General features: G+C 73.1%; 22 protein-coding genes, 1 pseudogene and 1 riboswitch. Of the genes and pseudogenes, 14 read left to right on the top strand and 9 right to left on the bottom strand.

Annotation, left to right across the window (positions count from 1 at the left end; genetic code table 11):
* Positions 1–112 precede the first annotated feature (112 nt).
* Together ACH4F2_RS08160 and ACH4F2_RS08155 are read left to right on the top strand one after the other, a co-directional pair.
* Positions 113–988: a hypothetical protein gene (locus ACH4F2_RS08160; RefSeq protein ID WP_398131873.1), complete on the top strand. Its 876-nt coding sequence runs from the start codon at positions 113–115 to the stop codon at positions 986–988.
* Between the two features lie 89 nt (positions 989–1,077).
* Positions 1,078–1,459 (top strand): annotated as a pseudogene (locus ACH4F2_RS08155) (LLM class F420-dependent oxidoreductase); the annotation flags it as partial.
* A 4-nt stretch (positions 1,460–1,463) separates the two neighbouring features.
* Here ACH4F2_RS08155 and ACH4F2_RS08150 read toward each other — a convergent pair.
* From ACH4F2_RS08150 to ACH4F2_RS08140, 3 genes are read right to left on the bottom strand one after another with little or no spacing between them, the layout of a single operon-like run.
* Positions 1,464–2,246, bottom strand: coding sequence for a hypothetical protein (locus tag ACH4F2_RS08150; RefSeq protein ID WP_398131872.1), 783 nt, complete (start codon positions 2,244–2,246; stop codon positions 1,464–1,466).
* Positions 2,227–3,810: a substrate-binding domain-containing protein gene (locus ACH4F2_RS08145; protein WP_398131871.1), complete on the bottom strand. Its 1,584-nt coding sequence runs from the start codon at positions 3,808–3,810 to the stop codon at positions 2,227–2,229. Before ACH4F2_RS08145 ends, ACH4F2_RS08150 begins: the two co-directional genes overlap by 20 nt.
* Positions 3,807–5,099: a hypothetical protein gene (locus ACH4F2_RS08140; RefSeq protein ID WP_398131870.1), complete on the bottom strand. Its 1,293-nt coding sequence runs from the start codon at positions 5,097–5,099 to the stop codon at positions 3,807–3,809. The genes ACH4F2_RS08145 and ACH4F2_RS08140 overlap by 4 nt, the downstream gene beginning before the upstream one ends.
* 142 nt (positions 5,100–5,241) lie before the next feature.
* Here ACH4F2_RS08140 and ACH4F2_RS08135 point away from each other — a divergent pair, with 142 nt between their 5' ends.
* Positions 5,242–5,541 carry a hypothetical protein gene (locus tag ACH4F2_RS08135; RefSeq protein ID WP_398131869.1) on the top strand — a complete coding sequence of 100 codons (300 nt, stop codon included), beginning with the start codon at positions 5,242–5,244 and terminating at the stop codon, positions 5,539–5,541.
* A 25-nt stretch (positions 5,542–5,566) separates the two neighbouring features.
* Here the strand turns inward: ACH4F2_RS08135 and ACH4F2_RS08130 are convergent, their stop codons facing one another.
* The 3 genes from ACH4F2_RS08130 to ACH4F2_RS08120 are packed head-to-tail and all read right to left on the bottom strand — an operon-like array spanning position 5,567 to position 8,783.
* On the bottom strand, positions 5,567–6,655 hold the full coding sequence (locus tag ACH4F2_RS08130) for a prenyltransferase/squalene oxidase repeat-containing protein (protein WP_398131868.1): 1,089 nt from the start codon (positions 6,653–6,655) through the stop codon (positions 5,567–5,569).
* Positions 6,652–7,386, bottom strand: coding sequence for a methyltransferase domain-containing protein (locus ACH4F2_RS08125; protein WP_398131867.1), 735 nt, complete (start codon positions 7,384–7,386; stop codon positions 6,652–6,654). The genes ACH4F2_RS08130 and ACH4F2_RS08125 overlap by 4 nt, the downstream gene beginning before the upstream one ends.
* Complete coding sequence (locus ACH4F2_RS08120; protein ID WP_398131866.1) at positions 7,380–8,783, bottom strand: glycosyltransferase family 4 protein; 1,404 nt, start codon at positions 8,781–8,783, stop codon at positions 7,380–7,382. The genes ACH4F2_RS08125 and ACH4F2_RS08120 overlap by 7 nt, the downstream gene beginning before the upstream one ends.
* 217 nt (positions 8,784–9,000) lie before the next feature.
* Between ACH4F2_RS08120 and ACH4F2_RS08115 the strand changes: the two genes are divergently transcribed.
* The 7 genes from ACH4F2_RS08115 (at position 9,001) to ACH4F2_RS08085 (ending at position 16,126) form a co-directional block, all read left to right on the top strand.
* The gene (locus tag ACH4F2_RS08115; RefSeq protein WP_398131865.1) at positions 9,001–9,681 is read left to right on the top strand and encodes a TetR family transcriptional regulator; all 681 of its coding nucleotides are present in this window, start codon (positions 9,001–9,003) and stop codon (positions 9,679–9,681) included.
* A gap of 30 nt (positions 9,682–9,711) precedes the next feature.
* Positions 9,712–9,818: riboswitch (cobalamin riboswitch) on the top strand.
* Positions 9,819–9,947: 129 nt separating this feature from the next.
* Entirely contained in the window at positions 9,948–11,204 is a 1,257-nt protein-coding gene (locus ACH4F2_RS08110; RefSeq protein WP_398131864.1) for a prenyltransferase/squalene oxidase repeat-containing protein, read from the top strand.
* On the top strand, positions 11,201–11,878 hold the full coding sequence (locus ACH4F2_RS08105; protein WP_398131863.1) for an SCO2322 family protein: 678 nt from the start codon (positions 11,201–11,203) through the stop codon (positions 11,876–11,878). The genes ACH4F2_RS08110 and ACH4F2_RS08105 overlap by 4 nt, the downstream gene beginning before the upstream one ends.
* Positions 11,879–11,945: 67 nt before the next feature.
* On the top strand, positions 11,946–13,181 hold the full coding sequence (locus ACH4F2_RS08100) for a CbiQ family ECF transporter T component (RefSeq protein WP_398132094.1): 1,236 nt from the start codon (positions 11,946–11,948) through the stop codon (positions 13,179–13,181).
* Positions 13,178–14,863: an ABC transporter ATP-binding protein gene (locus tag ACH4F2_RS08095; protein ID WP_398131862.1), complete on the top strand. Its 1,686-nt coding sequence runs from the start codon at positions 13,178–13,180 to the stop codon at positions 14,861–14,863. Before ACH4F2_RS08100 ends, ACH4F2_RS08095 begins: the two co-directional genes overlap by 4 nt.
* On the top strand, positions 14,860–15,699 hold the full coding sequence (locus tag ACH4F2_RS08090; RefSeq protein ID WP_398131861.1) for an ECF transporter S component: 840 nt from the start codon (positions 14,860–14,862) through the stop codon (positions 15,697–15,699). The genes ACH4F2_RS08095 and ACH4F2_RS08090 overlap by 4 nt, the downstream gene beginning before the upstream one ends.
* Before the next feature lie 118 nt (positions 15,700–15,817).
* On the top strand, positions 15,818–16,126 hold the full coding sequence (locus tag ACH4F2_RS08085; RefSeq protein ID WP_398131860.1) for a hypothetical protein: 309 nt from the start codon (positions 15,818–15,820) through the stop codon (positions 16,124–16,126).
* Between the two features lie 66 nt (positions 16,127–16,192).
* Here ACH4F2_RS08085 and ACH4F2_RS08080 read toward each other — a convergent pair whose 3' ends face one another.
* On the bottom strand, positions 16,193–17,230 hold the full coding sequence (locus ACH4F2_RS08080; RefSeq protein WP_398131859.1) for a GlxA family transcriptional regulator: 1,038 nt from the start codon (positions 17,228–17,230) through the stop codon (positions 16,193–16,195).
* 129 nt (positions 17,231–17,359) lie between these two features.
* Here ACH4F2_RS08080 and ACH4F2_RS08075 point away from each other — a divergent pair, with 129 nt between their 5' ends.
* Positions 17,360–17,950, top strand: coding sequence for a cysteine hydrolase family protein (locus tag ACH4F2_RS08075; protein WP_398131858.1), 591 nt, complete (start codon positions 17,360–17,362; stop codon positions 17,948–17,950).
* A gap of 233 nt (positions 17,951–18,183) precedes the next feature.
* On the top strand, positions 18,184–19,824 hold the full coding sequence (locus ACH4F2_RS08070; RefSeq protein WP_398131857.1) for a hypothetical protein: 1,641 nt from the start codon (positions 18,184–18,186) through the stop codon (positions 19,822–19,824).
* Here the strand turns inward: ACH4F2_RS08070 and ACH4F2_RS08065 are convergent.
* Complete coding sequence (locus ACH4F2_RS08065; protein WP_398131856.1) at positions 19,778–22,000, bottom strand: bifunctional glycosyltransferase 87/phosphatase PAP2 family protein; 2,223 nt, start codon at positions 21,998–22,000, stop codon at positions 19,778–19,780. The two genes, ACH4F2_RS08070 and ACH4F2_RS08065, sit on opposite strands and share 47 nt — an antisense overlap.
* A 456-nt stretch (positions 22,001–22,456) precedes the next feature.
* Between ACH4F2_RS08065 and proP the strand changes: the two genes are divergently transcribed.
* Both proP and ACH4F2_RS08055 read left to right on the top strand, forming a co-directional pair.
* On the top strand, positions 22,457–23,836 hold the full coding sequence (proP, locus tag ACH4F2_RS08060) for a glycine betaine/L-proline transporter ProP (RefSeq protein ID WP_398131855.1): 1,380 nt from the start codon (positions 22,457–22,459) through the stop codon (positions 23,834–23,836).
* A 230-nt stretch (positions 23,837–24,066) separates the two neighbouring features.
* Positions 24,067–24,738, top strand: coding sequence for an O-methyltransferase (locus ACH4F2_RS08055; protein ID WP_398131854.1), 672 nt, complete (start codon positions 24,067–24,069; stop codon positions 24,736–24,738).
* Positions 24,739–24,800: 62 nt separating this feature from the next.
* Here the strand turns inward: ACH4F2_RS08055 and ACH4F2_RS08050 are convergent, their stop codons facing one another.
* Entirely contained in the window at positions 24,801–25,193 is a 393-nt protein-coding gene (locus tag ACH4F2_RS08050; RefSeq protein ID WP_398131853.1) for a hypothetical protein, read from the bottom strand.
* Positions 25,194–25,212 lie beyond the last annotated feature (19 nt).

Here is a 25,212-nt window from a genome sequence, read left to right as displayed (position 1 = left end):
ATCCGTACGATGAGGGGCCACCCCCGCGCTTCGCACCGGAACCCGAACCTGACGGCGACTCGGTGACAGCGACGCCTCTACCGACGACGAGACGACCTACGAAGGACCTGAAGTGAATATCCGCTCCCTCACTCGAGGCGACGGCGTGGTGATCGGAGCAGCGGTGTTGCTGTTCATCGCGTCGTTCCTCGACATCTACTCGATCGACGGTGCCCCCGACGACGCCGACATTCCCAGCCTGTGGGGCAGTGGGGCGGTCGTGCTCGGTGTCGTCCTCGCGGGCATCATCGGCACCGCGCTCGTCATCGTGGCCCGCGCTCTGCCGCAGCCCAAGAAGGTGGCGGGCCTCGACCTCGGTCAGTTCGGCGTCGCGTTCACGGTCTTCGCCGCCTGGTCCGCGCTCGGCAACATCTTCGACCCGGCGGGCGCCTTCGACGGCGACGGGGGCATCACCGACGAATTCGGTGCCGGCACGGGCCTGATCCTCGCCCTCGTCGCCACGCTGATCATGGCCGCCGCGGCCGTGGCGACGCCGCTGGTCCCCGCCCTCAAGGGCTCCCTGATCCCGGCCGCCCGTCCGGCCGCGCCGCAGCCCTACGGCGGCCAGCCCCAGGGCGGTTACGGCTACCCGGGCGCGCAGCAGCAGCCGTACGGCGGGCAGCCGGGGCAGCCCGGCCCGGGCCAGCCCGGTCAGCCGGGGCAGTCCTTCGGCGGCCAGCCGCAGCCGGGCCAGCCGCAGCCGCACGCCCCGCAGCCCCAGCAGGCGCAGGCGCAGCCGGCCCCGGCCGGGGACTTCTCGCCGTTCTGGTTCGCCGTGCCGGTGCCGCGTCCGCTGTTCGCGGAGGACGGCTCCCCCACGCCGATCGCCGAGCTGGCGCCGGGCACCTGGTACCTGGCCGTCGAGCAGCGCGGCGCGAACCTGGTCGCCCAGACGCAGGACGGCCGCCGCGGCGTACTGCAGGACACGAGCGGCATCCAGCGCGGCTGAGCTTCGCCGCACGCACCCGCACGGCCCCTCGCCCTCCCGGGTGCGGGGCCGTTGGCGTACAGTCGCCGCCTCCACCCGGGGGCTCCGGCGGCTTCCTCGTGACGGCGCCCACGGCCCAGGCCCGGGTGTGCGACGACGTCCGGGAAGGGCTGCCCGTCAAGGCCGCGCCCGGCTTCTCCATCGGCGGCATGGGGCACGCGTCCCGCACCTTCCACGCCGCGCTGATGGCCCGCACGGGGGCGCGGAGGAGGCGCGGAGCATGCGGGAGCTGTTCCTGGCCGGGCGCCGGGAGGACGCCGTGCGGGCCGTTCCCGACGCGTTCGCCGACGAGAACTCGCTGGTCGGGCCGCTGGAGCGGATCGCCGAGCGGCCGGCGGAGCGTCGGAGCGTCGGAAGGGGCCGGTGACCGACCTGCTGGTCCTGTCCCCGGTCCTCCCGACGCTGCGCACGCTCGCCGAGCTGAACGCCTGACGCGTCAGAGGAAGATCGCGACCGGGTTGAACGACAGCTCGCCCGTCTCTCTGTTCCAGGTCTGGACCTTGCCGAGGCAGCGCGCCTGGAACTCGCCGGTGAAGTACTCCGCGTTCTGGAAGCCCTCCCGCACCCCGGCGGCCTCGCAGGTGATGCGGACGTGGGCGGGCCGGGGGCCGTCGCCGTAGGGGGCGCGCAGCACGATGTCGCCGCTGTCCGAGGTGCGGCCGGCCGTGAAGCGGCCGGTGACCGAGACGAACGCCGACATGACCTCCACCGAGGTGAGCGGGATGCGGTCGCCGCGGTCGGCGAGGGCGTCGGAGAGCCGGCGGTTGGGGACGATCAGGCCGGTGGTGAGGTCGGTGTGGACGATCACGTCCTCCTTGCGCATGGTGTCCATGAGCAGCCGTATCACGGTGATCGGGGTGCTCTGCTGGATATAGGCGGTGACGCGTTCCTTGGTGACGTCCCTGTTGGCGTTGCCGTCGCCCCAGCCGAACTTGGCGCGCAGGCCGACGCCGCTGGTGACGTTGATCCGGTCGGCGACCTCCTGTTCGAGGGCGTCGGAGAATCCGCCCTGCTGGTAGAGGTCCATCACGCGCTGCTCGTGCAGGAAGAAGCACATGCCGTGGACCGTACGGCCGCCCTGTCGGCGGCGTCTGCGCAGCCAGCCGAGGCGGATCAGGCCGTAGCGCAGCAGGACGGCCCAGCAGACCGCGGTGCCCGCCCAGACGACCAGCCATGGCCACCACCACAGGGCCCACCACTCACTGTCGATGACACCCACGGATCTCCTTGAACGCGTCGGGGAGGGAGGTGAGTCCGGCGTCGACCACGCGGCCGCCGGTGGCGTCGGCGGCCCGCCGCAGGGCGTCCGCGTCGGCTTCTCCCAGGTGGACGGGGAAGGTGGGCACCGCCTCGGCCTCGGCGCCGAGGGCGCGGTGGCGGCGCAGGAACTCCTCGTAGGTGATGCCCGCGTTGTTCTCGCCGTCGGTCATCAGGACGACGGCGACGGGGCGGTCCGGATCGTCGCGTACGGCGTCGGCGGCGACACGGTAGCCGTGGTCGAGGGCGGACCACACGGCGGTGGCGTCGTCGTAACCGCCGTTCGCGACCGTGGCGTTGAGGTCGCGGAGGTCGACGTCGCCGCGAACCGTGATGGTGCGTTCCTCCAGGATCTCGCCGCCGAAGCGGATCACGGTCAGCCGTTCGCCCCGGTAGAAGCGGGCGAACTTGCCGGTGGCGGAGGAGTCGGCGCCGCTGAGCCCGGCGAAGGCGGCGCGCAGACCGGCCATGCGGGCGCCGCGCATGGAGGTGGAGAAGTCGAGGACGAAGACGACCTGGTCGGCGGTGCGGTGGTCGGGGTCGCCGTAGTCGGTGATCAGCCGTTGGACGACGGAGAGGCGGTCGGGGAAGGAGAGCGCGTTGCCGACGGGTGTGCGCAGGGCGCCGTCGGGAGTGACGTCCTGGTTGACGGGGCGGCGGTACGTCCGTTCCATCAGGGCGCGCTGGGTGTCCTCGGCGAGCAGCCGGTCGACGACCTTGCGGTAGGCGGGCAGTTCGGTGGCGTCCAGCAGGAGCAGCGGGAAGTCGGACAGGACCATGCCGTCGTCGGGGTGGACGATCTCCAGCGGGGTGCGCAGCTCGCCGGAGGCGTTCAGGGCGAGGAGTTCCGCCTCGTGGGCGATGAGCGCGTTGGTGTCGTCCTGCCGTGCGGGGTAGCGGGCGACGAGGTCGCGGGAGCTGGCGGCGTCGAGGGTCTGGCCGGAGCGGAAGCCGCGCAGCCGGTCGCAGGAGACGTCCTGTTCGCGCAGGGCGCTGCCGGTGCCGGCGGCGGCGGTGGCGACGCCGACGAGCGCGGCGCGGCCGGTGTCGCTGCGCCGCGGGTCGGCCATCCCGAACCGTACGGTGCCGTCGGCGGCGGCGTCCGCGATGCCGGCCCAGGAGACCCGGCCGCCGGGGGCGTTCGCGCGCAGGCTCCGGACGGTGGCGGGGGTGAGGCCGGCGACGACCGGGGAGCGCATGATCGGTGTGGACTCGGGGCGGGTGAGCCTGCCGTCGGAGTCCTGGACGCGCAGCAGGAAGGAGCGGTCGGAGGCGAGCCAGGCGAGATCGTAGCCGGGGGTGCCGCGCGAGGGCGGGTACTGCCCGGTGAGGTCGGCGTTGGCCCGGTAGTCGATGTCCAGCTCCACGCCCGTGTCCTCGGCGAGGTCGGCCAGCAGAGGCTCCACGTCGGCGAGTTCGGGGCTGGCGAGGACGCGGAGGGTGGTGGAGCCGTCGTCGGAGGTGCAGGCGGTGAGCGTGGCGCCGAGCAGGACGAGCCCGAGCAGGGCGCGGGCGGCGGCCCTCATGGTGTGTCCTGGACAGGAGGCGGGCAGTCGCCGACGTGATCGATGATCTCCTCCAGGACCTCGAGGTCGGGTTCGTAGACCTTGGTCCGGTCGCTGTTCTCCTGCGGCACCTGGACGTCGTGCTCGGCGAGGTGGGCGTTCAACTGATCGCTGGTGCCGGCCGTGCCGGAGAAGCGGACGCGGAAGCCGAGTTCGACGGCGCGGCGGCGCAGTTCCTCGTCCTCCTGGATCACCTCGACGAGCCGGTCGCCCCGGTCGGTGAGGGAGATCAGCTGGGGTTCGGTGAGGGCGTAGGGCGTGGGGTAGAGCAGGACGCGGCTGGTGTCCTGGCGGTCCTCGCGGCCGTGGTGGGCGATCTGGTGGGCCAGGTACTGGTGCTCGTAGATCACGGAGACCGGTGCGATGGACTCGCCGAGGTCGGAGAAGTAGCTGTCGGCCTGCTCGTCGGCCCACATGCCCTGGAGGTCGATGAGCGGCTTGATCTCGGCGGCGAGGCGCTGGACGGCGTTCGCCGCGAGCAGGGTGTCGTTGCTGTTCTGGGTGCCGGGGGTGCGGTTTCCGTTGGCGACGAAGGCGAGGATGCTCAGGTACGTGCCCGCCGAGTTGGACTCGCAGACGTTGGAGGTGCGGACCAGGACGCGGCCGCTGTTGCTTCGGCCGTCGCGGGTGACCTCGTCGTAGCCGACGCCGTTCCAGGTGTCGGCGGTGCGGCCCTCGCCGTCCTCGGGGTTCCGCCGGTCGTCGACGCCGTCGAGGAGGCCGGTGAAGCGGGCCATGTCCAGGTTGTAGTAGAGAGTTTCGTCGCTGCCGTCGGGGGCCGGCTGCGGGGTGGCGACGCCCGCCCTCACCAGGGTCTCGGCGTAGTCGCGGAAGGTGCCGAGGACGAGCGGGCTGACGAAGGGGCGCACCGAGCGGACCGAGCGGTCCTGGCGGTCGAGGACGAGCTTGGCGGCGGGCTGGCCGGACGGGAAGACGACGTCCATGTCCCGCAGGGACTGGGTGGCGATGCCTCGGGAGCCGAGGCGGTGGATGTCGACGCGGATGCCGTGCCGGAGTAACAGCCGCTGTACCTCCGGGTCCCGGAAGTAGTCGGACTTGGAGGCCATTCTGGCCTCGATGGTGGTGATGTGCTCCAAGGGGCGCAGGGTGTTGCCCGACACCAGCAGAGAGATCAGGCCGGCCACGCCGAGGGGCAGCACGGCGAGCACGTACCGGGGCACTCGGCGGCGGTCGGTGCGCCGGGTGGTGAGCCGGGGCTCCTCGATGGTGGGTGCTCTGTCGTCGGACAACGGCCTGCCCTCCTACCGCTCAGGGAGCAGGATCATCGGCGACGGCGGGGAACGAGCACACCAGGAATCCTCAACTCCAGGCAAACGGCGAGCAAATGGCCGTACACGGTTTCGAACCGTGCGGGGCGGCAACCCGACCGACATGTCCCCTCGAAGTCGCAGTCGCAGTGGCTCCAACTCCGCCGGGACGGCCGTCGCGGTGATCGCGGACATCATGGCCGTCATCCTCGGACTGTGGATCCTGATGTACCTGCTGGACGCCAACCGGGCCAACGACCTGGTTCAGTTCGTCCATGACGCGGCCAACTGGCTGGCCGGCTGGTCACGAGACCTCTTCACCTTCGACGAGGCCTGGGCCCGCGTGGTCGCCGGCTACGGACTGGCCGCCGTCGTCTACCTCTTCGTCGGCCACGCCATCGCCAACCGCCTCCACCGGCACTGAGCCGGACGCGGACCCGGCCCGGCGGTCAGACGCAGCAGTCCGGGTCCAGGCCCCGCGGCAGACGATCGCCGGAGAAGACCTGGCAGGTGGCCTCGTGGCCGCCGAGGGCGGCGACGGCGAGGAGCAGGGAACCGGCCGTCCAGGTGGTCAGTTCGCGCGGCCAGATCGCCTCGTCCTCGAAGACGTAGCCCGTCCAGTACAGGCCGCTGTCCGCATCGCGCAGATGCTGGATCGACTGGAGGATCTCCAGGGCGTGGTCGGACTCGCCCACCGCCCACAGGGCGAGCGCGAGTTCGGCCGACTCACCGCCCGTGACCCACGGGTTGGGGACGACGCAGCGCACGCCGAGGTCCGGGACCACGAAGCGGCCCCAGCTCTCCGCGATGCGGGACCTGGCCTCGGTTCCGGTCAGCGCGCCGCCCAGCACCGGGTAGTACCAGTCCATCGAGTAGCGGCCCTTGTCCAGGAACCGCTCCGGGTGGCGGCGGATGGCGTGCCGCAGCGCGCCCGCCGCCAACTCCCAGTCGGGCTGCGGCTCTTCGCGCTGCTCGGCGATGGCCAGCGCGCAGCGCAGCGCGTGGTGGACGGAGGAGCTGCCGGTCAGCAGCGCGTCCGTGGTGTCCGTGCCGTCGTCGTCGCGGCGCCAGCCGATCTGCCCGCCCGGCTGCTTGAGGCTCAGCACGAACTCGACCGCCGCGTGGACGACGGGCCACATCCGGTCGAGGAACGTGTCGTCGCCGGTGGCGAGGTGGTGGTGCCAGACGCCCACGGCGACATAGGCGACGAAGTTGGTCTCCCTGCCGCGGTCGGTGACGTCGGCGAAGTCGCCGTCGGCGTAGGCCGCGTACCAGGAACCGTCCGGGTTCTGGTGCCGGGCCAGCCACTCGTACGCCCGCTCGGCGGCCTCGTGCTCGCCGGCCGCGTCGAGGGCCATCGCCGCCTCGACGTGGTCCCAGGGGTCGAGATGGTGGCCGCGGAACCACGGGATCGCCCCGTCCTCCCGCTGCTCGGCGAGGATGCCGCGGACGGTCGCCGCGGCCTCGGCGTCGGTGAGGACGCCGGGCAGGACGAGGTGTTCCGTGCGGGGCGTGCGAGGACTGCGGGGCGACGTCACGCGGCGTCCACCGGCGGCAGGTGCGGCTTGGTCGCGTACGCCACGAAGCTCTTGCCGATCAGCGGGTTCAGGGCCTGCTCGGCGACCCGCGTCGCCAGCGGCTTCTTCATGATGTCCCAGACCAGCAGCTTGTGGTACGCCCGCACCGGCAGCGCCTTGTCGTTGTCGACGCCGAACGCGCACTTCAGCCACCAGTACGGCGAGTGCAGCGCGTGCGCGTGGTGGGTGCCGTAGGGCTTGAGGCCCGCCTCGCGGATGCGGGCGAGGAGCTGGTCGGCCCGGTAGATGCGGATGTGGCCGCCCTCGACCTCGTGGTAGGCGTCGGAGAGCGTCCAGCAGACCTTCTCGGGGCCGTAGCGCGGCACGGTGACCGCGATGCGCCCGCCGGGCTTGAGGACGCGGACCATCTCGGCGAGGACGCCCTTGTCGTCGGGGATGTGCTCCATCACCTCGGAGATGATGACGACGTCGAAGGACTCGTCCGGGAAGGGCAGGGCCAGCGCGTCGCCCTCCATCGCGGTGGCGGTGGCGCCGGCCGGGGCCTCACCGGCCTCCTTCATCGCCGCGAACCACTTGGCGACCTCGCGGATCTCCTCCGCGTTCCGGTCCAGCGCGACGACCCGGGCGCCGCGCCGGTAGCACTCGAACGCGTGCCGGCCGGCGCCGCAGCCGAGGTCCAGCACGCGGTCGCCCGGGGCGAGCGGGAACCGGGAGAAGTCGACGGTCAGCACGTGGCCCTGCTTTCGGGGTAGACGCCGGTGTCACTGGTGGTGGGGATCGCGGGCACGGTCCTCGGGGTGGCCGTGGAGGAGGGGCCGATCGCCTCGCGGTAGCGGGCGGCCGTGCCCTCCGCGGCGCGGGCCCAGGTGAAGTGCCGCAGTACGCGCTCGCGTCCGGCCGCGCCGAGCCGGGCGCGCAGTTCGCGGTCGCCGAGCAGCCGGTTCAGTCCGGCGGCCAGCGCGCCCGCGTCCCCCGGCGGCACCGCGAGGCAGGTCTCCCCGTCGGGTCCGGCGACCTCCGGGACGGCCCCGCCGGTGGTGGCGAGCAGCGCGGTGCCCGTCGCCATGGCCTCGGCGGCCGGCAGCGAGAACCCCTCGTACAGCGACGGCACGCACGCGACCTCGGCGGAGCGTACGAGGCCGACCAGTTCGGCGTCGGAGATGCCCTTGACGAACTCGACGGCGCCTTCGAGGCCGTACCGCTCGATCGCCTGCGCGACGGGCCCTTCGGCGGGGCGCTTGCCGACGACGACGAGGTGGGCCCGGGGGTGCTCGGTGCGCGTCTTGGCCAGCGCCTCGACGAGGAAGACCAGGCCCTTGAGCGGCACGTCCGCGCTGGACGTCGTCACGATCCGGCCCGGTACCCGCGGCACCGACGGGTCGGGCGAGAACAGGTCGGTGTCGGCGCCGATGTGGACGACGTGGATGCGGTCGTCCCGTACGCCGAGGTGGTCGATGATCTCCTGGCGGGAGGTGCCGGAGACGGTGAGCACGGAGGGCAGGCGGCGCGCGACGCGCTTCTGCATGCGGGTGAACGCGTACCAGCGGCGCACCGAGCAGCGCCGCTTCCAGCCTTCGGCGGCGTCCAGTTCGAGCTGCCGGTCGACGGTGATGGGGTGGTGGATGGTCGTGACGAGGGGTGCGCCGACGTCGCCGAGAAGCCCGTACCCGAGTGTCTGGTTGTCGTGCACGACGTCGAAGTCGCCGCGGCGGGCGCGCAGATGGCGGCGGGCGCGCAGCGAGAACGTCAGGGGTTCGGGGAAGCCGCCCGTCCACATCGTGCCGACCTCCAGCGCGTCGACCCAGTCGCGGTACTCGTCGCGCTTCGGGGTGCGGAAGGGGTCGGGCTGGCGGTAGAGGTCGAGGCTGGGCAACTCGGTGAGGGACGGCGGCTCGTGATGGCCGCCGCGGTCCCCGTCGACCACGTCGAGCACGGGGTACGGCTGGGCGCCGATGACCTCGACCCGGTGGCCGAGGCGGGCCAGTTCGCGCGAGAGGTGGCGGACGTAGACGCCCTGGCCGCCGCAGAACGGGTTTCCCTTGTAGGTGAGGAGTGCGATGCGGAGCGGTCGCAAGCCGTCGGCGGCAGGCTCCGGACGGGGACCCGTCCGACTGGCCTCAGCGGTCACTCCGGGCCCCCTTCTCACTGCGCTGTCCCGCGACACTATGCCGGGACGTTAATCTGGAACAAGTTTCAGACTTGATCGTTCTGAGGCTTCGAATCTACCGGCAGGTAGGGACGCTGTGACGAGTGGATCAGGTGATTCACGCCACGGCGCGAAGCCCTGCCGGACGCCTGCCGGGCACCCTTGCGGACACCGTGCCGGACCGGACATCGGGGAGAAGGTGACCAAGGTGGACATCCCGGAAGTGGAGGTCCCCGGTTCCGCGCGTCGCTCCGCCGCCGCGCCCCTCACCGAGCGGCAGCGGGAGCGCCGCCGCCGCATCCTGCACGCGACCGCCCGGCTGGCCTGCCGGGGCGGCTTCGAGGCGGTGCAGATGCGGGAGGTCGCGGAGTCGTCGCAGGTCGCCCTCGGCACGCTGTACCGCTACTTCCCGTCCAAGGTCCATCTGCTGGTGGCGACCATGCACGACCAGCTGGAGCAGCTGCACGGCACCCTGCGCAAGAGTCCGCCGGCCGGCGAGACGGCGGCCGACCGGGTGGCGCAGGCCCTGATGCGGGCCTTCGGCGCGCTGCAGCGCGAACCCCGGCTGGCCGAGGCGATGGCACGTGCGCTGACCTTCGCCGACCGCAGCGTCTCCCCGGAGGCCGACCAGGTCTCCCGCCAGACCACGGCGATCATCCTGGACGCGATGGGCGGCCTGGAGAACCCCACCCCCGGGCAGCTCTCCGCGGTCCGCGTCATCGAGCACACCTGGCTCTCCACCCTGATCACCTGGCTCGCCGGCCGCGCCTCCCTCGCCCAGGTGCGGGTGGACATCGAGACGGTCTGCCGCCTGATCGACCTGACGGACGCCGGTCCGGGTGGGCGGGCGCCCCGGCCCGGCCCCGTTGCCTCCGGGTAAGGTGGCCGCGTCGTCATCACACCCGTACGGGGGGAAGCCGGTGCAATTCCGGCGCTGACCCGCAACCGTGAGCCGCCCGCCGGCACCGCCTCGAGGACTTTTTCGGGGACTTCCGCGGACGGTGAGCCGGACTGCCCCGCACGGACGTGACCGGCTCACGTGCCCGGCACCCGCCGGCGCACGGGCACCGTCGAGGCATACGGGGCCGAGCCGCCCGGGGGTGCCCGTGCTGCCCGGCTCCGCGCAGGGAAAGGCACCCGCCGATCATGAACGTCCGCCGTCGCAGCAGCGCCGCGGCCCTGGCCGCCATAGCCGTGATCGGCGCCGCCGCCGCGCCCGCGGTCGCCGCCGACCCGTCATCCTCCCCGTCCGCGCCGGCGCCCAGGTCCTCCGGGCTGTACGGCACCACCGACCCCCAGTACGACGGCGTGTGGCGCCAGTCCCTGGCCCTGCTCGCGCAGGACACGGTGGGTGTGAGCCCGTCACCGGCGGCCGTGGACTGGCTCACCGGGCAGCAGTGCGACAGCGGCGCCTTCGCCCCGTTCCGCGCCGACCCCGCCAAGGCGTGCGACGCCAAGACCATGGTCGACACCAACAGCACGGCCGCCGCCGTCCAGGCGCTGTGGGCCGTCGGCGGGCGCGGCGACGTCGTCGAGGACGCCCTCGCCTGGCTGAAGTCCGTGCAGAACAAGGACGGTGGCTGGGGCTACACCCCCGGCGGCCCCAGCGACGCGAACTCCACCTCCGTCGTCATCGGCGCCCTGACCGCCGCGGGCACCGACCCCGAGAAGATCGAGAAGGGCGGCAAGTCCCCGTACGACGCCCTGCTGACCTTCGCCCTCCCCTGTGCCGAGAAGGACGGCGCGGGCGCCTTCGCCTTCCAGCCCGACAAGGACGGCAAGCTGCTCGCCAACGCGGACGCGACGGCCGCCGGCGTTCTCGGCGCGCTCGGCAAGGGCCTGGTCACCGAGGCCGGCGAGAAGGCCGGCGACGCCGCCTGCACCGACGCGGCGAAGCCCACCCGCGAGCAGGCCGCCGCGAACGGCGCCGCGTATCTCACCGGCGCTGTCGCCGAGGACGGTCACCTGAAGTCCGCCCTCGGCGGCTCCGCCGACCAGCCCGACTACGGCAACACCGCCGACGCCGTCGTCGCGCTCGCCGCGCAGGGCGGTGCGGACAAGGCCGCCGAGCCGCTGGCGTGGCTGAAGGAGAACGCCGCGAAGTGGGCGAAGGAGAGCGGCCCGGCCGCCTACGCCCAGCTGATCTTCGCCGCCCGGGCCACGGGCACCGACCCGCGTGCCTTCGGCGGCACGGACCTGGTGGCGGAGCTGAACGCGACGGGGCCGAGCCCGCGGGGCTCCGAGGCGAGGGACACCGCCACCACGACCGACCAGGCCGTCGAGGAGAAGGACGAGAAGGACGACTCCGGCTTCGGCGTCTGGTGGTTCGTCGGTGTCTGCCTGGTCTTCGGTATCGGCATCGGCTTCCTGCTGAGCGGCCGCAACAAGAAGCAGCAGCCGTGAGCCGCCGCGTCGTCCTCCTCTTCCTGGCCACGTTCCTGCTCATCGGGACCGCGGGCCAGGCGCAGGCAGCCGGTTACCGGTACTGGTCCTTCTGGGACCGCGACGGCGGCCGCTGGGTCTACGCCACCCAGGGCCCGTCGCTCGTCCGCCCCTCCGACGGCGACGTCCAGGGCTTCCGCTTCGCGGTGAGCGAGAACTCGGACGACGCGGCGCAGCCACGCGGCGCCGCGGACTTCGCGTCGATCTGCGCGAAGACACCGGCCGAGGACGGCAGCAAGCGCGTCGCCCTCGTCGTCGACTTCGGTACGGCGTCCGACGCCCCGTCGGGCGAGACCCCGCCGGCCCCGCGCACGGCCTGCGCCCAGGTCGCTCCGGAAGCGACGACGGCCGACGCCCTGGCCGCCGTGGCGGACCCGCTCCGCTACAACACCAACGCCCTGCTGTGCGGCATCGCGGGCTACCCGGAGTCGGGGTGCGGGGAGCAGGTGGCGCAGAAGGAGGACTCGAAGGAGAACTCGGAGGACGGCTCGACGGCCACCGCGGCCCCGGACCGGAAGAGCACGCAGGACGACAACGGTCCGTCGGTCGGCCTCTACGCGGGCATCGCCCTGGTGGCGGCCCTGGCCGGAGCGGCGACCTGGCAGGCGAGGCGGCGCAGGAATGCCACCGGCTGACCCCGCGGGCCGGCGGACCGCGGGCAGCCGCGCCGCGCTGCCTGCGGGCAGCCGCGCCGCCGGGGCGATGAGGGTCCCCCCGCTCGGGCGAAGCCGAGAGCGGGGGAGGGTGGGCGCTGGGGATGCCCCCGCTGGGGGAGGCACCCTGTCAGCGCCGGCAAGCGCACCTGCCCCCGCCTCCCGCGACCAGTACCGCCCACCCCTGCACCCCGGCGCCTGGTGGCTCTGGGCACTGGCCCTGGGCACCGCCGCCACCCGCACCACCAACCCCCTCCTCCTCGCCCTCCTCGTCGCCGTCTCCGCCTACGTCGTCATCGCCCGCCGCCCCCACGCCCCCTGGGCCCGCTCCTACGGCGCCTTCGTCAAGCTCGCCCTCGCCGTCCTCGTCATCCGCCTCCTGTTCACCACGGTCCTCGGCTCCCCCGTCCCCGGCACGCACACCCTCGTCACCCTCCCCGAAGTCCCCCTCCCCGACTGGGCGCAGGGCATCCGCCTGGGCGGCCGGGTCACCGCGGAGGGCCTCACGTTCGCCCTGTACGACGCGATGACGCTGGCCACCCTCCTCATCTGCGTCGGCGCCGCGAACGCCCTCGCCAACCCGTCCCGCCTCCTCAAGTCCCTCCCCGGCGCCCTGTACGAGATGGGCGTGGCCGTCGTCGTCGCCCTCACCTTCGCGCCGAACCTCATCGCCGACGTCCAGCGTCTGCGGGCCGCCCGCCGTCTGAGGGGCCGGCCCGACAACGGCGTACGGGGACTGCTCCAGGTCGGACTGCCGGTACTGGAGGGCGCCCTGGAGCGTTCCGTCGCCCTCGCCGCCGCGATGGACGCCCGCGGTTACGGCCGTACCGCCCAGGTCCCCGCCCCCGTACGCCGTACCACCGCCGCCCTCACCCTGGGCGGCCTCCTCGGCGTCTGCGCGGGGACGTACGGGCTGCTGACCGCGGCGGGCGGCACGTACGGCATCCCCGTCCTGCTGGCCGGCGTCGCCGCCGCGCTCGCGGGCCTGTGGCTCGGCGGTCGCCGGTCGGTCCGCACCCGGTACCGCCCGGACCGCTGGGACGCCCGCGCCTGGCTGGTCACCGCCTCCGGCGTGGCGGTCGCGGCGCTGATGTTCCTCGCCGCCGCCCGTGACCCGGCGGCGCTGCACCCGGGCGTGGTCCCGCTGGTCGCCCCCGTCCTCCCCCTGTGGCCGGCGGCGGCCGTGCTCGTCGGCCTGCTCCCGGCGTTCGTCACCCCCGCCCCCGCCCCCCTCTCCGTACCCGCCTCCCTCTCCGTACCCGCCCCCGTCAAGGAGCCGTCGTGATCCGCTTCGAGGATGTCTCCGTGACGTACGACGGGGCGGCCGGCCCCACCGTCCGGGGCGTCGACTTCGAGGTCCCCGAAGGTGAACTCGTCCTGCTCGCCGGCCCGTCCGGCGTCGGCAAGTCGACCGTGCTCGGCGCGGTCAGCGGCCTCGTGCCGCACTTCACCGGCGGCACACTGAGCGGCCGGGTCACGGTGGCCGGCCGCGACACCCGCACCCACAAGCCGCGCGAACTCGCCGACGTCGTCGGCACGGTCGGCCAGGACCCGCTCTCCCACTTCGTGACGGACACCGTCGAGGACGAGCTCGCGTACGGCATGGAGTCCCTCGGTCTGGCCCCGGACGTGATGCGCCGCCGCGTCGAGGAGACCCTCGACCTGCTGGGCCTGACCGATCTCCGGTCCCGCCCCATCGCCACGCTCTCCGGCGGGCAGCAGCAGCGGGTCGCGATCGGCTCGGTCCTCACCCCGCACCCGGACGTCCTGGTCCTGGACGAGCCGACCTCCGCCCTCGACCCCGCCGCCGCGGAGGAGGTCCTGGCCGTCCTCCAGCGCCTGGTCCACGACCTCGGCACGACGGTCCTGATGGCCGAGCACCGCCTGGAACGCGTCATCCAGTACGCCGACCAGGTCGTCCTGCTCCCGTCCCCGGGCGCGGCCCCGCTCCTCGGCCCTCCGGCGGACGTGATGGCCGTGTCCCCCGTGTACCCGCCGGTGGTGGGCCTGGGCAGGCTGGCGGACTGGTCCCCGCTGCCGCTGACGGTCCGCGACGCCCGCCGCCGCGCGGCCCCGCTGCGGGAGCGGCTGGCCGGCCGGGAGATCCCGGATCACACGCCGCCGGCCGCCACGCTCCCGCCGCTCCCCGCCCTGCGGCCCGTCACCTCCCGTTGGCGGCGCGGGAAGTCCACGGAGACGGCCGCCGCCTCCTCCCCGTACGCCGCCGAGGTCCGCTCCCTCGCCGTCCGCCGGGACCGGATCCACGCGCTGCGCGGCGTCGACCTGGCGGTCTCCCCCGGCGAGACCGTCGCCCTGATGGGCCGCAACGGCGCCGGCAAGTCCACGCTGCTCTCCGCGCTCGTCGGCCTGGTCGAGCCGTCCGCCGGTTCCGTCCGCGCCGGTGACGCGGTGCCGCACCGCACAGCCCCCCGCGACCTCGTGCGCCGCGTCGGCCTGGTCCCGCAGGAGCCGCGCGACCTGCTGTACGCCGACACGGTCGCCGCCGAGTGCGCGGCCGCCGACCGGGACGCGGAGGCGGACCCGGGCACCTGCCGTGCCCTCCTCACCGAACTGCTCCCCGGCGTCACCGACGACACCCACCCCCGCGACCTCTCCGAGGGCCAGCGCCTCACCCTCGCGCTGTCGGTCGTACTCACCGCCCGCCCGCCCCTCCTCCTCCTGGACGAGCCGACGCGCGGCCTGGACTACGCGGCGAAGGCCCGTCTCGCGGGCATCCTGCGCGGGCTGGCCGCCGAGGGCCACGCGATCGTGCTGGCCACGCACGACGTGGAACTCGCCGCCGAGCTGGCCCACCGGGTCGTGTTGCTCGCCGAGGGCGAGGTGATCGCCGACGGTCCGGCGGCGGACGTGGTGGTGGCCTCCCCCTCCTTCGCACCGCAGGTCGCGAAGGTGCTGGCGCCGCGTAAGTGGCTCACGGTCGCGCAGGTACGGGAGGCGCTGGCATGACGGGGCCGTCCTCGCCGCGCGACCGCCAGACCCGCGCCGTCCGCCTGGGCCCCCGCTCGGTCGTCGCCCTCGTGCTGGTGAGCGCGGTCGGTGTGGCGGGCTTCGGCTGGCCCTTCCTGGCCCCGCCGGACGCCTCGCTGAACGCGCACGCGCAGGACGCGCCGTGGCTGTTCGCCGGCCTGCTGGTGCTGCTGGTGGCCGTGGTGGCGGCGACGATCTCGGAGTCGGGCCTCGGCCCCAAGGCGGTGGCGATGCTCGGCGTCCTGGCGGCGACGGGCGCGGCGCTGCGCCCGATCGGGGCGGGGACGGCCGGCCTGGAGCCCATGTTCTTCCTCATGGTCCTCAGCGGCCGGGTCCTGGGCCCCGGCTTCGGCTTCGTCCTCGGCTCGGTCACGATGTTCGCGTCCGCGCTGCTCACGGGCGGGGTGGGTCCGTGGATGCCGTTCCAGATGCTGTCGATGGGCTGGTTCACGATGGGCGCGGGCCTGCTGCCCTTCCCCGACCGCCTGCGCGGCCGGGCGGAGCTGCTCCTGCTGGCCGCGTACGGCTTCCTGGCCGCGTTCGCCTACGGCACGGTGATGAACCTGGCGGGCTGGACCTTCATGAACACGCTCGCCTCGAACATCGCCTTCGACCCGGACGCGTCGATCCCCGACAACCTGGCCCGCTTCCTCGCCTACTGCCTGGCCACGTCCCTCGGCTGGGACGGAGGCCGCGCCGCCGTGACGGTCGTCCTGACCCTCGCGCTCGGCACCCCGGTCCTGAAGGCACTGCGCCGCGCCACCCGCCGGGCGGCCTTCGAGGCACCGGTCACCTTCGAGAAGCCGACGAGCTGAACCCTGCAACTTTCGAGGTGGCCGACGGCGAGGTTCTCGGATGCACTGGTTCACAGCCGTTCGCCGGGCCACCTGCCCGGCGGCTGACCGCGTCACTCGTGAGGGGATGATCCACACCATGTCTTCGATGAAGAGGACCGTGCTGGTGAGCACCGCACTGCTCACCGCGGCACTCACCGTCGCCGCCACCGCTCCGGCCGCGCATGCCGCGGCCGGTGACACGGCGCCGTCCTGCGTCGACACGTACGTGGACGGCTACCCGTCCAGCATCTACGTCAAGGTGACGAACAACTGCGCCACGACCAAGAAGGTGAAGATCGACATCAAGCTGGGCGGTGACAGCCCGTGCTGGAGTCTGAAGTCCGGTGCCCACAAGGTCTGGTGGTACGAGGGACTGGGAAGCTACCGCAAGACAGTGCTCTGCTGACCCGGTCCCCGGTCCCCGGCCCCCGGCACCCCCGCGTCGGCAAGGCCCACTTCGGACCGGTCCGCTTCAGGCCGGTCCGCTCCGCTCCGAGCCGGTCTGCTTCGGGCCGGTCCGCTCCGAGCCGGTCCGGAACCGGCGCCGGTACTCGGTCGGTGTCGTGTCGAGCCGGCGGCGGAATGCCCGGACCAGGGTGTCGACGGTGCCGAAACCGCAGGCGGAGGCGACCCTCTCCAAGGTCGCGTCGGTGGATTCGAGCTGCTGGCGCGCCACCTCGATGCGGACCGACTCGACGTAGGCGTACGGGGTCGTGCCGAGTTCGGTCTTGAAGATCCGGGTGAGCTGCCGGTCGCTGACGTGCGCGTGTGCGGCGAGGTCGGCGACGGTGAGCGGTTCGGCGATGTTGCGCATGACGTGGTGGCGGAGCTCCTCGACGCGCCGTGTCGTGGAGACCTGCTCCAGCGGAACACTGAACTGACTCTGCCCGCTCGGCCGCTTCAGGTACATCACGAGCTGCCGGGCCACCCGCAACGCCACCGCCTCGCCGAGGTCGTCGGCGACGAGCGCGAGGGAGAGGTCGAGACAGGAGCTGATGCCCGCGCCGGTCCACACGTCGCCTTCCCGGATGAAGATCGGGTCGGCGTCCACCTCGACCGCCGGATGGTCTTCGGCGAGCTGTCGGGCGGTCGACCAGTGGGTGGTGACGCGCTTGCCGTCCAGCAGCCCGGCGGCTGCCAGCACGTGCGCGCCGACGCAGACGGACGTGACCCGCCGGGTCCGGCCGGCGAGCTGCCTCACCCGCTCCACCACGGCCGGGTCGGTGACCGCGCGGACGCGGCGCCGCCCGTCGACCTCGACCGCGCCGGGCACGATCAGGGTGTCGACGCTCCGGGCGGACAGGCCGTCGAAGGTGACGTCCGGGAGGACCCGGACCCCGGCGCCGGTGGTGACCGGGTCCATGGTCTCGGCGGCGAGGACCACCTCGTAGCCCGCCGCCTCGTCCGTCTCGCGCCGGGCGAGGGCGAACACCTCCGGCGGCCCGGTGACGTCGAGCAGGTCGACGCCCTCGAAGAGGACGACGACGATCAGTCGTCTCACGGAGTTCACGGTCCTCCCCAGCGGTCATGTCGGTATCTGCAGGTTAGACGACATTGCCGACACCACGGGGGCCCCGTAGCGTCGAAGGAGCAGGCCACCAGCCGCACCCTCAACCGACGAAGACCAGGGAGTTCCCCCATGCCCAGGACCACGCTGCGCCGCCTCAACGGACTCGACGACACGCCCGCCAAGCTCGCCGGCTCCACCCTGGTCCTCGTCGACTACCAGAACACCTACACGACCGGCGTGATGGAGCTCGACGGCTGGCAGGACGCCCTCGACGCCGGCGCCCGGCTGCTGGCCCGCGCCCGCCGGGAAGGCACCAAGGTCATCCACGTCATGCACGACGGCGGCGAGGGCACCCCGTACGACATCCGGGCCGAGATCGGCCGGATCCACCCGAGCGTCGCCCCGGTCGACGGCGAGCCCGTCGTCGTCAAGAAGGCGCCCGACTCGTTCTTCGGCACGGACCTGGGCGAGCACGTCGACGCGGCCGGCAACGGCGACCTCGTCGTCGTCGGCTTCATGACGCACATGTGCGTGACCTTCACCGCCCAGGGCGCCTTCCTGCGCGGCAACCGCCCCACGGTCGTCGCCGACGCCTGCGCCACCCGCGCCCTGCCGGTCGCCGGCACCGAACTGGACGCCCACCAGGTGCACCACAGCGCCCTCGCCACCATCACCGACATGTACGGCGTCGTCGTTCCATCGCAGGAGTCCCTGACCTGAGACGACCCGCCCGCCCGACTTCGGACCGCCCTGTCCACCGGGAGAACGGAGCGCTCCCTCTCACCCCACCTCGAACCACACGGCCGTGCCCGAATGACCCGGTGGCCCGGTGGCCCGGTGCCCCTGTGGCCCGGCGACCCGGCCCGGGTCAGGTAAACGTTTCTGTTCGAATTATCGTCTTCGCACGTGCCCCCGCCGTGCACCCCCGATGACGCCGAACGGAAACCCCGACCGTGGTCCCTGCCGCACTGACGACCGTCCCCCGCCCCGAACGGCAGCGGGAGAGACGCCCGGGCGATGTCCTGCGCAGCTTCGGGCGCCGGCATCGCGTGGCCCTGCTCGCCACCCTGCCCACCATCCCGCTGTACGCGGTGTGGTGGGCGTTTCTCGCCACCGGCGGGGGCGACCTCGCCGCACAGGAGGCGTGGGCCGACTTCACCTCGCGGCACGTCGGTTCGCCGTACGGGCTGTTCTGGTACGGCGGGACGCACACCGCCAACTACAGCGTCATATCGCCGCACCTGATGGCCCTGCTCGGCGTGCGCACGGTCACCGCGGTGTCCGGGCTGGCCGGCGCCTGGCTGGCGGCCGTGCTGATCGAGCGGACCGGTGTGCGCAGGCCCCTGTGGCCCGCCCTGCTCGCCTCCCTCGCCCTGTGGTGCAACGTCGCCTCGGGGCGTACGACCTTCGCGCTCGGTCTCGCCTTCGGACTGGCGGCCTGCGTGGTGCTGGTCGGGGAACGGCGGCTGGTCCTGGCCGCGGGGTACGCGGCACTGGCCACCATGGCCTCCCCGGTGGCCGGGCTGTACCTGGCCGTCGTGGGCGCCGGTTACCTGCTCGTACGGGACTGGGGGCGCGCCCTGGTCCTCCTCGTACCGCCGGCCGCCGTCGTCGGGCTGACCACGCTGCTGTTCCCCTTCACCGGGGAGCAGCCCATGCCGGCGGCCCGAATATGGCCGCCGGTCGTGCTCGGCCTCGCCGTCACCGCTCTCGCCCCGCGTGCCTGGCGGGTCGCCCGGTGGAGCGGGGCCGTCTACGCGACCGGCACCGTGCTCACGTACCTCGTCGCCTCGCCCGTCGGCACGAACGTCGAGCGGTTCGCGGAGTACTTCGCGCCCCCCGCGCTGCTCGCCGCCCTGCTCAGCACGGACCGGGCCCGGCGGATCGCACGCGGCCTGCTGATCGTCGCCCTCGTCTTCTCCGTGGGGTGGATGGGGAAGAAGACCGACGACGATCTGAGGGAGTACACCGTGGTGCCCGCCTGGGCCGTCGAGACGGACGGTGTCCTGCGGGCGCTGGACGGCCTCGGGGCCGACCGCACGCGGGTGGAGGTGGTGCCGGCCCGCGACCACCGCGAGGCGTCCGGGCTCGCCCCGCACGTCAACCTGGCGCGTGGCTGGAACCGGCAGCTCGACGTGGAACGCGCCCGTCTCTTCTACGACGGCACCTTCTCCGCGGCCACCTACCGGGACTGGCTGGACCACTGGGCGGTCGGCTTCGTCGTGCTTCCGCTGGGCAAGCCGGACGGGCCCGCCGAGGCCGAGGCGGCGCTCGTCCGGGACCCGGACCTGCGCCCCGAGTGGCTGGAGCCCGTCTGGCAGGACGAGCACTGGAGGGTGTACCGGGTGCGGGACGCCGTACCGCTCGTCTCCGAACCCGGCACCGTCGTGACGACCGGCAGCGCCGACCTGGTGCTCCGCGTGGACCGGCCCGGCCCGGTGACCGTACGGGTCGCCTGGTCGCCGTGGCTGCGGGCCGACGGCGGGTGCCTCGCCCAGGACGGCGAGTTCACCCGCCTGACCGTCGAGGCGGCGGGCGAGTACCGGATCAGCTCCCGGTACGGTCCTTCGCCGGGGTCGGAGGATCGCTGCTGAGCTTCTCGGCGGGCACGTCGGCGTCCTTGGCCGGGGCGGGCGCGGGGATGGCGTTGGCGGTCGAAGTGGCGTCCTCGGCCGGGGTGTCCTTGGCCAAGGACTTGGGGGCGTCCTTGGCCAAGGTGGCCGGGGCCGAGGCGTCCTTGGTCGCGGTCACGGGCGCAGTCGCGGTCGCCGTGACCACCCGGGCCCTCGGCCCCTGGAACAGGTAGGTCAGCCCGAAGCCCGCGGCGACCACGGCCGCGCCGCCCACCGCGTCCAGGATCCAGTGGTTGCCGGTCGCCACGATCGCCGCGACGGTGAACAGGGGGTGGAGGAGGCCGAGGGCCTTCATCCACATCTTCGGGGCGATGAGCGCGATCGCCACACCGCACCACAGCGACCAGCCGAAGTGCAGCGACGGCATCGCCGCGTACTGGTTGGTGAGGTGCGTCAGCGTGCCGTAGTCCGGCTTCGAGAAGTCCTGCACGCCGTGCACCGTGTCGATGATCCCCAGGTTCGGCATCAGGCGCGGCGGTGCCAGCGGGTACAGCCAGAAGCCGACCAGGGCCAGCAGTGTGGCGAAGCCGAGGGACGCGCGGGCCCACCGGTAGTCGACCGGGCGGCGCCAGTACAGGACGCCGAGGACGGCCAGCGGGACGACGAAGTGGAACGACGTGTAGTAGAAGTCGAAGAAGTCCCGCAGCCAGCCGATCTTCACGACGGCGTGGTTGACCGCGTGCTCGATGTCGATGTGCAGGAAGCGCTCGATGTCGAGGATCTGCCAGCCGTGCTCCTCGGCCCTCGCCCGGCCCGCCGAGTTGCTGCCGCCGGTCGCCGCGAGGCGGACCTGGGAGTAGGCGGCGTAGGTGACCCGGATGAGGAGGAGCTCCAGGAGGAGGTTGGGGCGGGTGAGGACCCGGCGCAGGAACGGCAGCAGGGGGACGTGCTTGAAACGGGTCGGCACCGGCGGCGCGTAGCTCGTCGGGACCGGCGCGTCGAAGTACGGCGACGTGCGGGACAGGAAGGGCACGGCGACGGCGGCGGCCAGCGCGGCGAGGAGCACGACGTTGTCGCGCAGGGGGTAGAGGGCCGCCATGTTCGGCAGCATCATCTTCGCGGGCAGCGTCATGACCAGGACGACGGCGACCGGCCACACGTACCGGTCGGAGGCCTTCTTGCCGACCCGGCCGACGAGCGCGGGCAGCACCCACAGCAGCTGGTGCTGCCAGGTGGCCGGCGACACCACGACGGCCGCGCAGCCGGTGATGGCGACCGCGAGCAGGAGCTGGCCGTCGCGGGCGTAGCGCACGGCGCGGCGCAGGGCGAGGACGGCGACGGCCGCGCCGAGCAGGAGGAAGAGGGCGATCTCCAGGGGACCGGAGAGGCCGAGGCGCAGCAGGGCGCCGTGCAGCGACTGGTTGGCGAGGTCGTCGGCCTCGCCGCCCAGGCCCACGCCGGCCAGGTGGTGGACCCAGTAGGTGTAGGAGTCCTGCGCCATGGCCGCCCAGGCGACGGCGGTGCAGGCGAGGAAGGTGACGCCGGTGGTCACGGCGGCCCGTCTGCGGTCGGTGAACCACAGCAGGGGGACGAAGAGGAGGACGGTCGGCTGGAACGCGGCGGCGACGCCGATCAGCGCGCCGCCGATCCGGTCGCCGTGTTCACCGCGTACGGCGAAGCAGCCCAGCAGGACGAGAAGGACCGGGATGATGCTGGTCTGGCCGAGCCACAGCGCGTTGCGCACCGGCAGCGACAGCATCAGCAGGCTGACGGCCACGGGCGCCGCCAGCAGTGCCGTGCGGCGGCCCACCGGCTTGGGCAGGGCGCGGGCGGCGACCAGGCCGAGGGCCACGACGAGCAGCAGCGAGCCGAAGGTCCAGCCCCAGCCGAGGGCCTGTTCGGCGGCGCGGGTGAACGGTTTGAGGACCAGGCCGACGAAGGGGGTGCCGGTGAACTGCGTGGAGTCGTACAGGGACCCCTCCACGTGCAGGACTCCGTGCTCCCCGACCCAGGTATCGAGGTCCGTCAGCCGTTCACCGCTCGGGGTGCTGAGGACCGTGGCCAGCTGTCGTACGGCGAGGATGGCGGCGACCAGCCACAGGCCGAGGCGCGCGACGCGCAGCCGTGCCCTGGTCGCATCGACGGCCGGTGTCCCGAAAGACTCCGCCGGTCGCCCACTGTGCTCCGCATTCGCCACGCCTCGTCGGCCTCCCGCCCCGTTCGTCCCGCGCTCGTGTACGCGGTGTGTTGTCCTTGCGAACCCTATGAGGCTCGCACCACCCCCGGGGGGAGACGCAGGCAACCCCCGTTCAACCTGACCGCCGCCCGCGTTTCGTCCCGACTTTTTCCGGCCGTCCGGCCGTACGTCCGGACGAGGACGGTGCGGGAGCGGTACGGACGCCTCTCGTGAAAGCGAGAAGGATCACAGGTCCCGGGGCGACGGAGCGCTCCGTGGCGCGCGGACGTCCCTGCGTGTACGCCATTTGAGTGCCCTGTGCAACGAAAAGCATACCGGGCGTAAGCGGCGCATCAGCGCCTATGGTCGCTTTTCAGCCCGTGGCCGAGTGTCGCGGGCTTCTTTCCGGCCCGGCGACAGTGCCGCCGTGCGGGTCGTGGCGTCCCTGTCCCCGTCGAAAGGTAGGCGAGCGAAGTCTTGTCGGCCGCCCCTGTCGCCACCCACCCGTCCCGCACGAACCCGCGCTCCTCCCCTCCGTCGGGGTCCGCTCCCACCGTGACCGACCCCGCCCTCGTCAGGCGTGCCGTGAAGGCGGCGGCGCTCGGCAACGCGATGGAGTGGTTCGACTTCGGCGTCTACAGCTACATCGCCGTGACGCTGGGCAAGGTCTTCTTCCCGTCGGGCAACCCGACCGCCCAGCTGCTCTCCACGTTCGGCGCCTTCGCCGCCGCGTTCCTGGTCCGGCCGCTCGGCGGCATGGTCTTCGGTCCGCTGGGCGACCGGGTCGGGCGGCAGAAGGTCCTCGCCCTCACGATGATCATGATGGCGGCGGGCACGTTCGCCATCGGGCTGATCCCCTCGTACGCGACGATCGGCGTCTGGGCACCGGTGCTGCTGCTGGTCGCACGGCTGGTGCAGGGGTTCTCCACCGGGGGTGAGTACGCGGGCGCGTCCACCTTCATCGCCGAGTACGCGCCGGACAAGCGGCGCGGGTTCCTGGGGAGCTGGCTGGAGTTCGGCACGCTCGCCGGGTACATCGGCGGTGCGGGGCTCGTGACCCTGATGACGGCGCTGCTGTCGGACGGTGACCTGACGTCCTGGGGCTGGCGCATCCCGTTCCTGATCGCGGGGCCGATGGGCATCATCGGGCTGTACCTGCGGATGCGGCTGGAGGAGACGCCGGCGTTCGCCGCCGAGCTGGAGAAGGCGGAGGCGACGCGTCCGAAGGTGCCGCTGCGGGACATGATCACCGGGCAGTGGCGGGCGCTGCTGCTCTGCGTCGGCCTGGTGCTGGTCTTCAACGTCACCGACTACATGCTGCTGTCGTACATGCCGAGCTACCTGACGAGCGAGCTGAAGTACGACGAGACGCACGGGCTGCTGGTCGTGCTGGTCGTGATGGCACTGATGATGGTCGTCCAGCCGTTCGCGGGCGCGCTGACCGACCGGGTCGGGCGGCGGCCGGTGATCGCGGCGGGCTGCGCCGGGTTCCTGCTCCTGTCCGTCCCGGCACTGCTGCTGATCCGCGAGGGCAGCCTGCTCGCGGTGGGGCTGGGCATGGCCGCGCTGGGGCTGCTGCTGGTCTGCTTCACGGCGTCGATGCCGTCCGCGCTGCCGGCGCTGTTCCCGACGCGGGTGCGGTACGGCTCGCTGTCGATCGGCTTCAACGTCTCGGTGTCGCTGTTCGGCGGCACGACGCCGCTGGTGGTGACGGCGCTGATCGGGGCGACGGGCGACATGATGATGCCCGCCTACTACATGATGGCCGCGGCCGTGGTCGGTGGCGTTGCGGTGTGGTTCATGAGCGAGTCCGCGGGCCGGCCGCTGCCGGGCTCGGCGCCGGCCGTGGAGGGCTAGCGCGCCCGCTCCCTCCCGCAGGTCCACCCCGGGACCGGAGTCCGGCCCCGGGGTGCTGCCGGATCGCGTCCGTTGATCGCGTCCGTTGATCGCGTCCGTCCGGATGGAGGACCGTCGCCCGGCTGCCCTCGGGACACGCCCGCGTGATCCCCTGACACGTCACCGCTCCGGGGCTATCTTCGTTAGCGCACCTACTTAGAAAGCCTAACGACGCACGCGAGAGGCCCCACATGAGCGAGTCACGGCTCTGGGACGACGTCGACGCCTACTTCACCCACCACCTCAGCCCGAACGACGACCCGCTGGAGGCAGCCCTGAGGGACAGCGACGCCGCCCGGCTGCCGCAGGCGAACGTCACCGCCCCCCAGGGCAAGTTCCTCCAGCTCCTCGCCCAGATCCAGGGCGCCCGCACCATCCTGGAGATCGGCACCCTCGGCGGCTACAGCACCATCTGGCTGGCCCGCGCCCTGCCCGCCGACGGCCGCCTGGTCACGCTGGAGTACAGCGCCCGGCACGCCGAGGTCGCCACCCGCAACATCGCCCGCGCCGGGGTCGCCGCCCTCGTCGACGTACGCGTGGGGCCCGCCCTCGAGTCACTGCCGGAGCTCGCCGACGAGAACCCGCCGCCCTTCGACCTGGTCTTCATCGACGCCGACAAGGCCAACAACCCGCACTACCTGGAGTGGGCCCTCAAGCTCACCAGCACCGGCAGCCTCATCGTCGTCGACAACGTGGTCCGCGGCGGCCGGGTGGCCGACGCGGACGACACCGCCGACGACGTGCGCGGCACCCGCGCCGCGATCGAGCTGATCGGCAGCCACCCGCGACTCAGCGGTACGGCCGTCCAGACGGTCGGCAGCAAGGGCTACGACGGGTTCGCGCTGGCGCGGGTGCTGGCCTGAGCACCCGCGCCCCGGGCAGCCCGGCAGCACCCGCGCCCCGGGGGGCACCCCGGCGCGCGGCCTCACACCTCGTGGTAGAAGCCGACGTTGACGCTGCGCGGCTCCGCGCGGTCCTGGACCACGATCTCGCCGCTGCCGCCCCTCGGCAGTGACACGGTGCCGCCGTAGGCCAGGGACCGCGCGTGCCCGTCGACGACGAGCCGGACCTCCGAGGACGGGTCCGGCTGGGAGCCCCGCAGCCAGGTCAGCTGCCACGCGCCGTCGGCACCGCACCGGAACTCCAGGTGGACCCGGGAGACGAACAGCCAGTCGTCCGGCGTCGACAACCGGCACACCGACGCGTCCCGGCCCACCCGCAGCACCGCCCCCGGCTCACTGGGCGCGTCGGCCATCCGCATGCCGGCCGTGGCACCCGCGTCCGCCGCGGTGACGGCGGCCATGGTCAGTTCGAGCACGCGCGCTCCTTCCGGGACC

It is taken from the genome of Streptomyces sp. NPDC017890 (assembly GCF_044328675.1).
Taxonomy (GTDB): domain Bacteria; phylum Actinomycetota; class Actinomycetes; order Streptomycetales; family Streptomycetaceae; genus Streptomyces.
The sequence above is the reverse complement of the archived record's forward strand: the minus strand, read 5'-3'. Positions and strand labels throughout refer to the sequence as shown.

Bases quoted from the DNA above. Each gene is read 5' to 3' on its own strand.
- ACH4F2_RS08085 (WP_398131860.1), top strand. From the start codon at position 15,818: ATGTCTTCGATGAAGAGGACCGTGCTGGTGAGCACCGCACTGCTCACC.
- ACH4F2_RS08145 (WP_398131871.1), bottom strand. From the start codon at position 3,810: ATGAGGGCCGCCGCCCGCGCCCTGCTCGGGCTCGTCCTGCTCGGCGCC.
- ACH4F2_RS08110 (WP_398131864.1), top strand. From the start codon at position 9,948: ATGAACGTCCGCCGTCGCAGCAGCGCCGCGGCCCTGGCCGCCATAGCC.
- ACH4F2_RS08055 (WP_398131854.1), top strand. From the start codon at position 24,067: ATGAGCGAGTCACGGCTCTGGGACGACGTCGACGCCTACTTCACCCAC.
- ACH4F2_RS08075 (WP_398131858.1), top strand. From the start codon at position 17,360: ATGCCCAGGACCACGCTGCGCCGCCTCAACGGACTCGACGACACGCCC.
- ACH4F2_RS08100 (WP_398132094.1), top strand. From the start codon at position 11,946: ATGAGGGTCCCCCCGCTCGGGCGAAGCCGAGAGCGGGGGAGGGTGGGC.
- ACH4F2_RS08090 (WP_398131861.1), top strand. From the start codon at position 14,860: ATGACGGGGCCGTCCTCGCCGCGCGACCGCCAGACCCGCGCCGTCCGC.
- ACH4F2_RS08135 (WP_398131869.1), top strand. From the start codon at position 5,242: ATGTCCCCTCGAAGTCGCAGTCGCAGTGGCTCCAACTCCGCCGGGACG.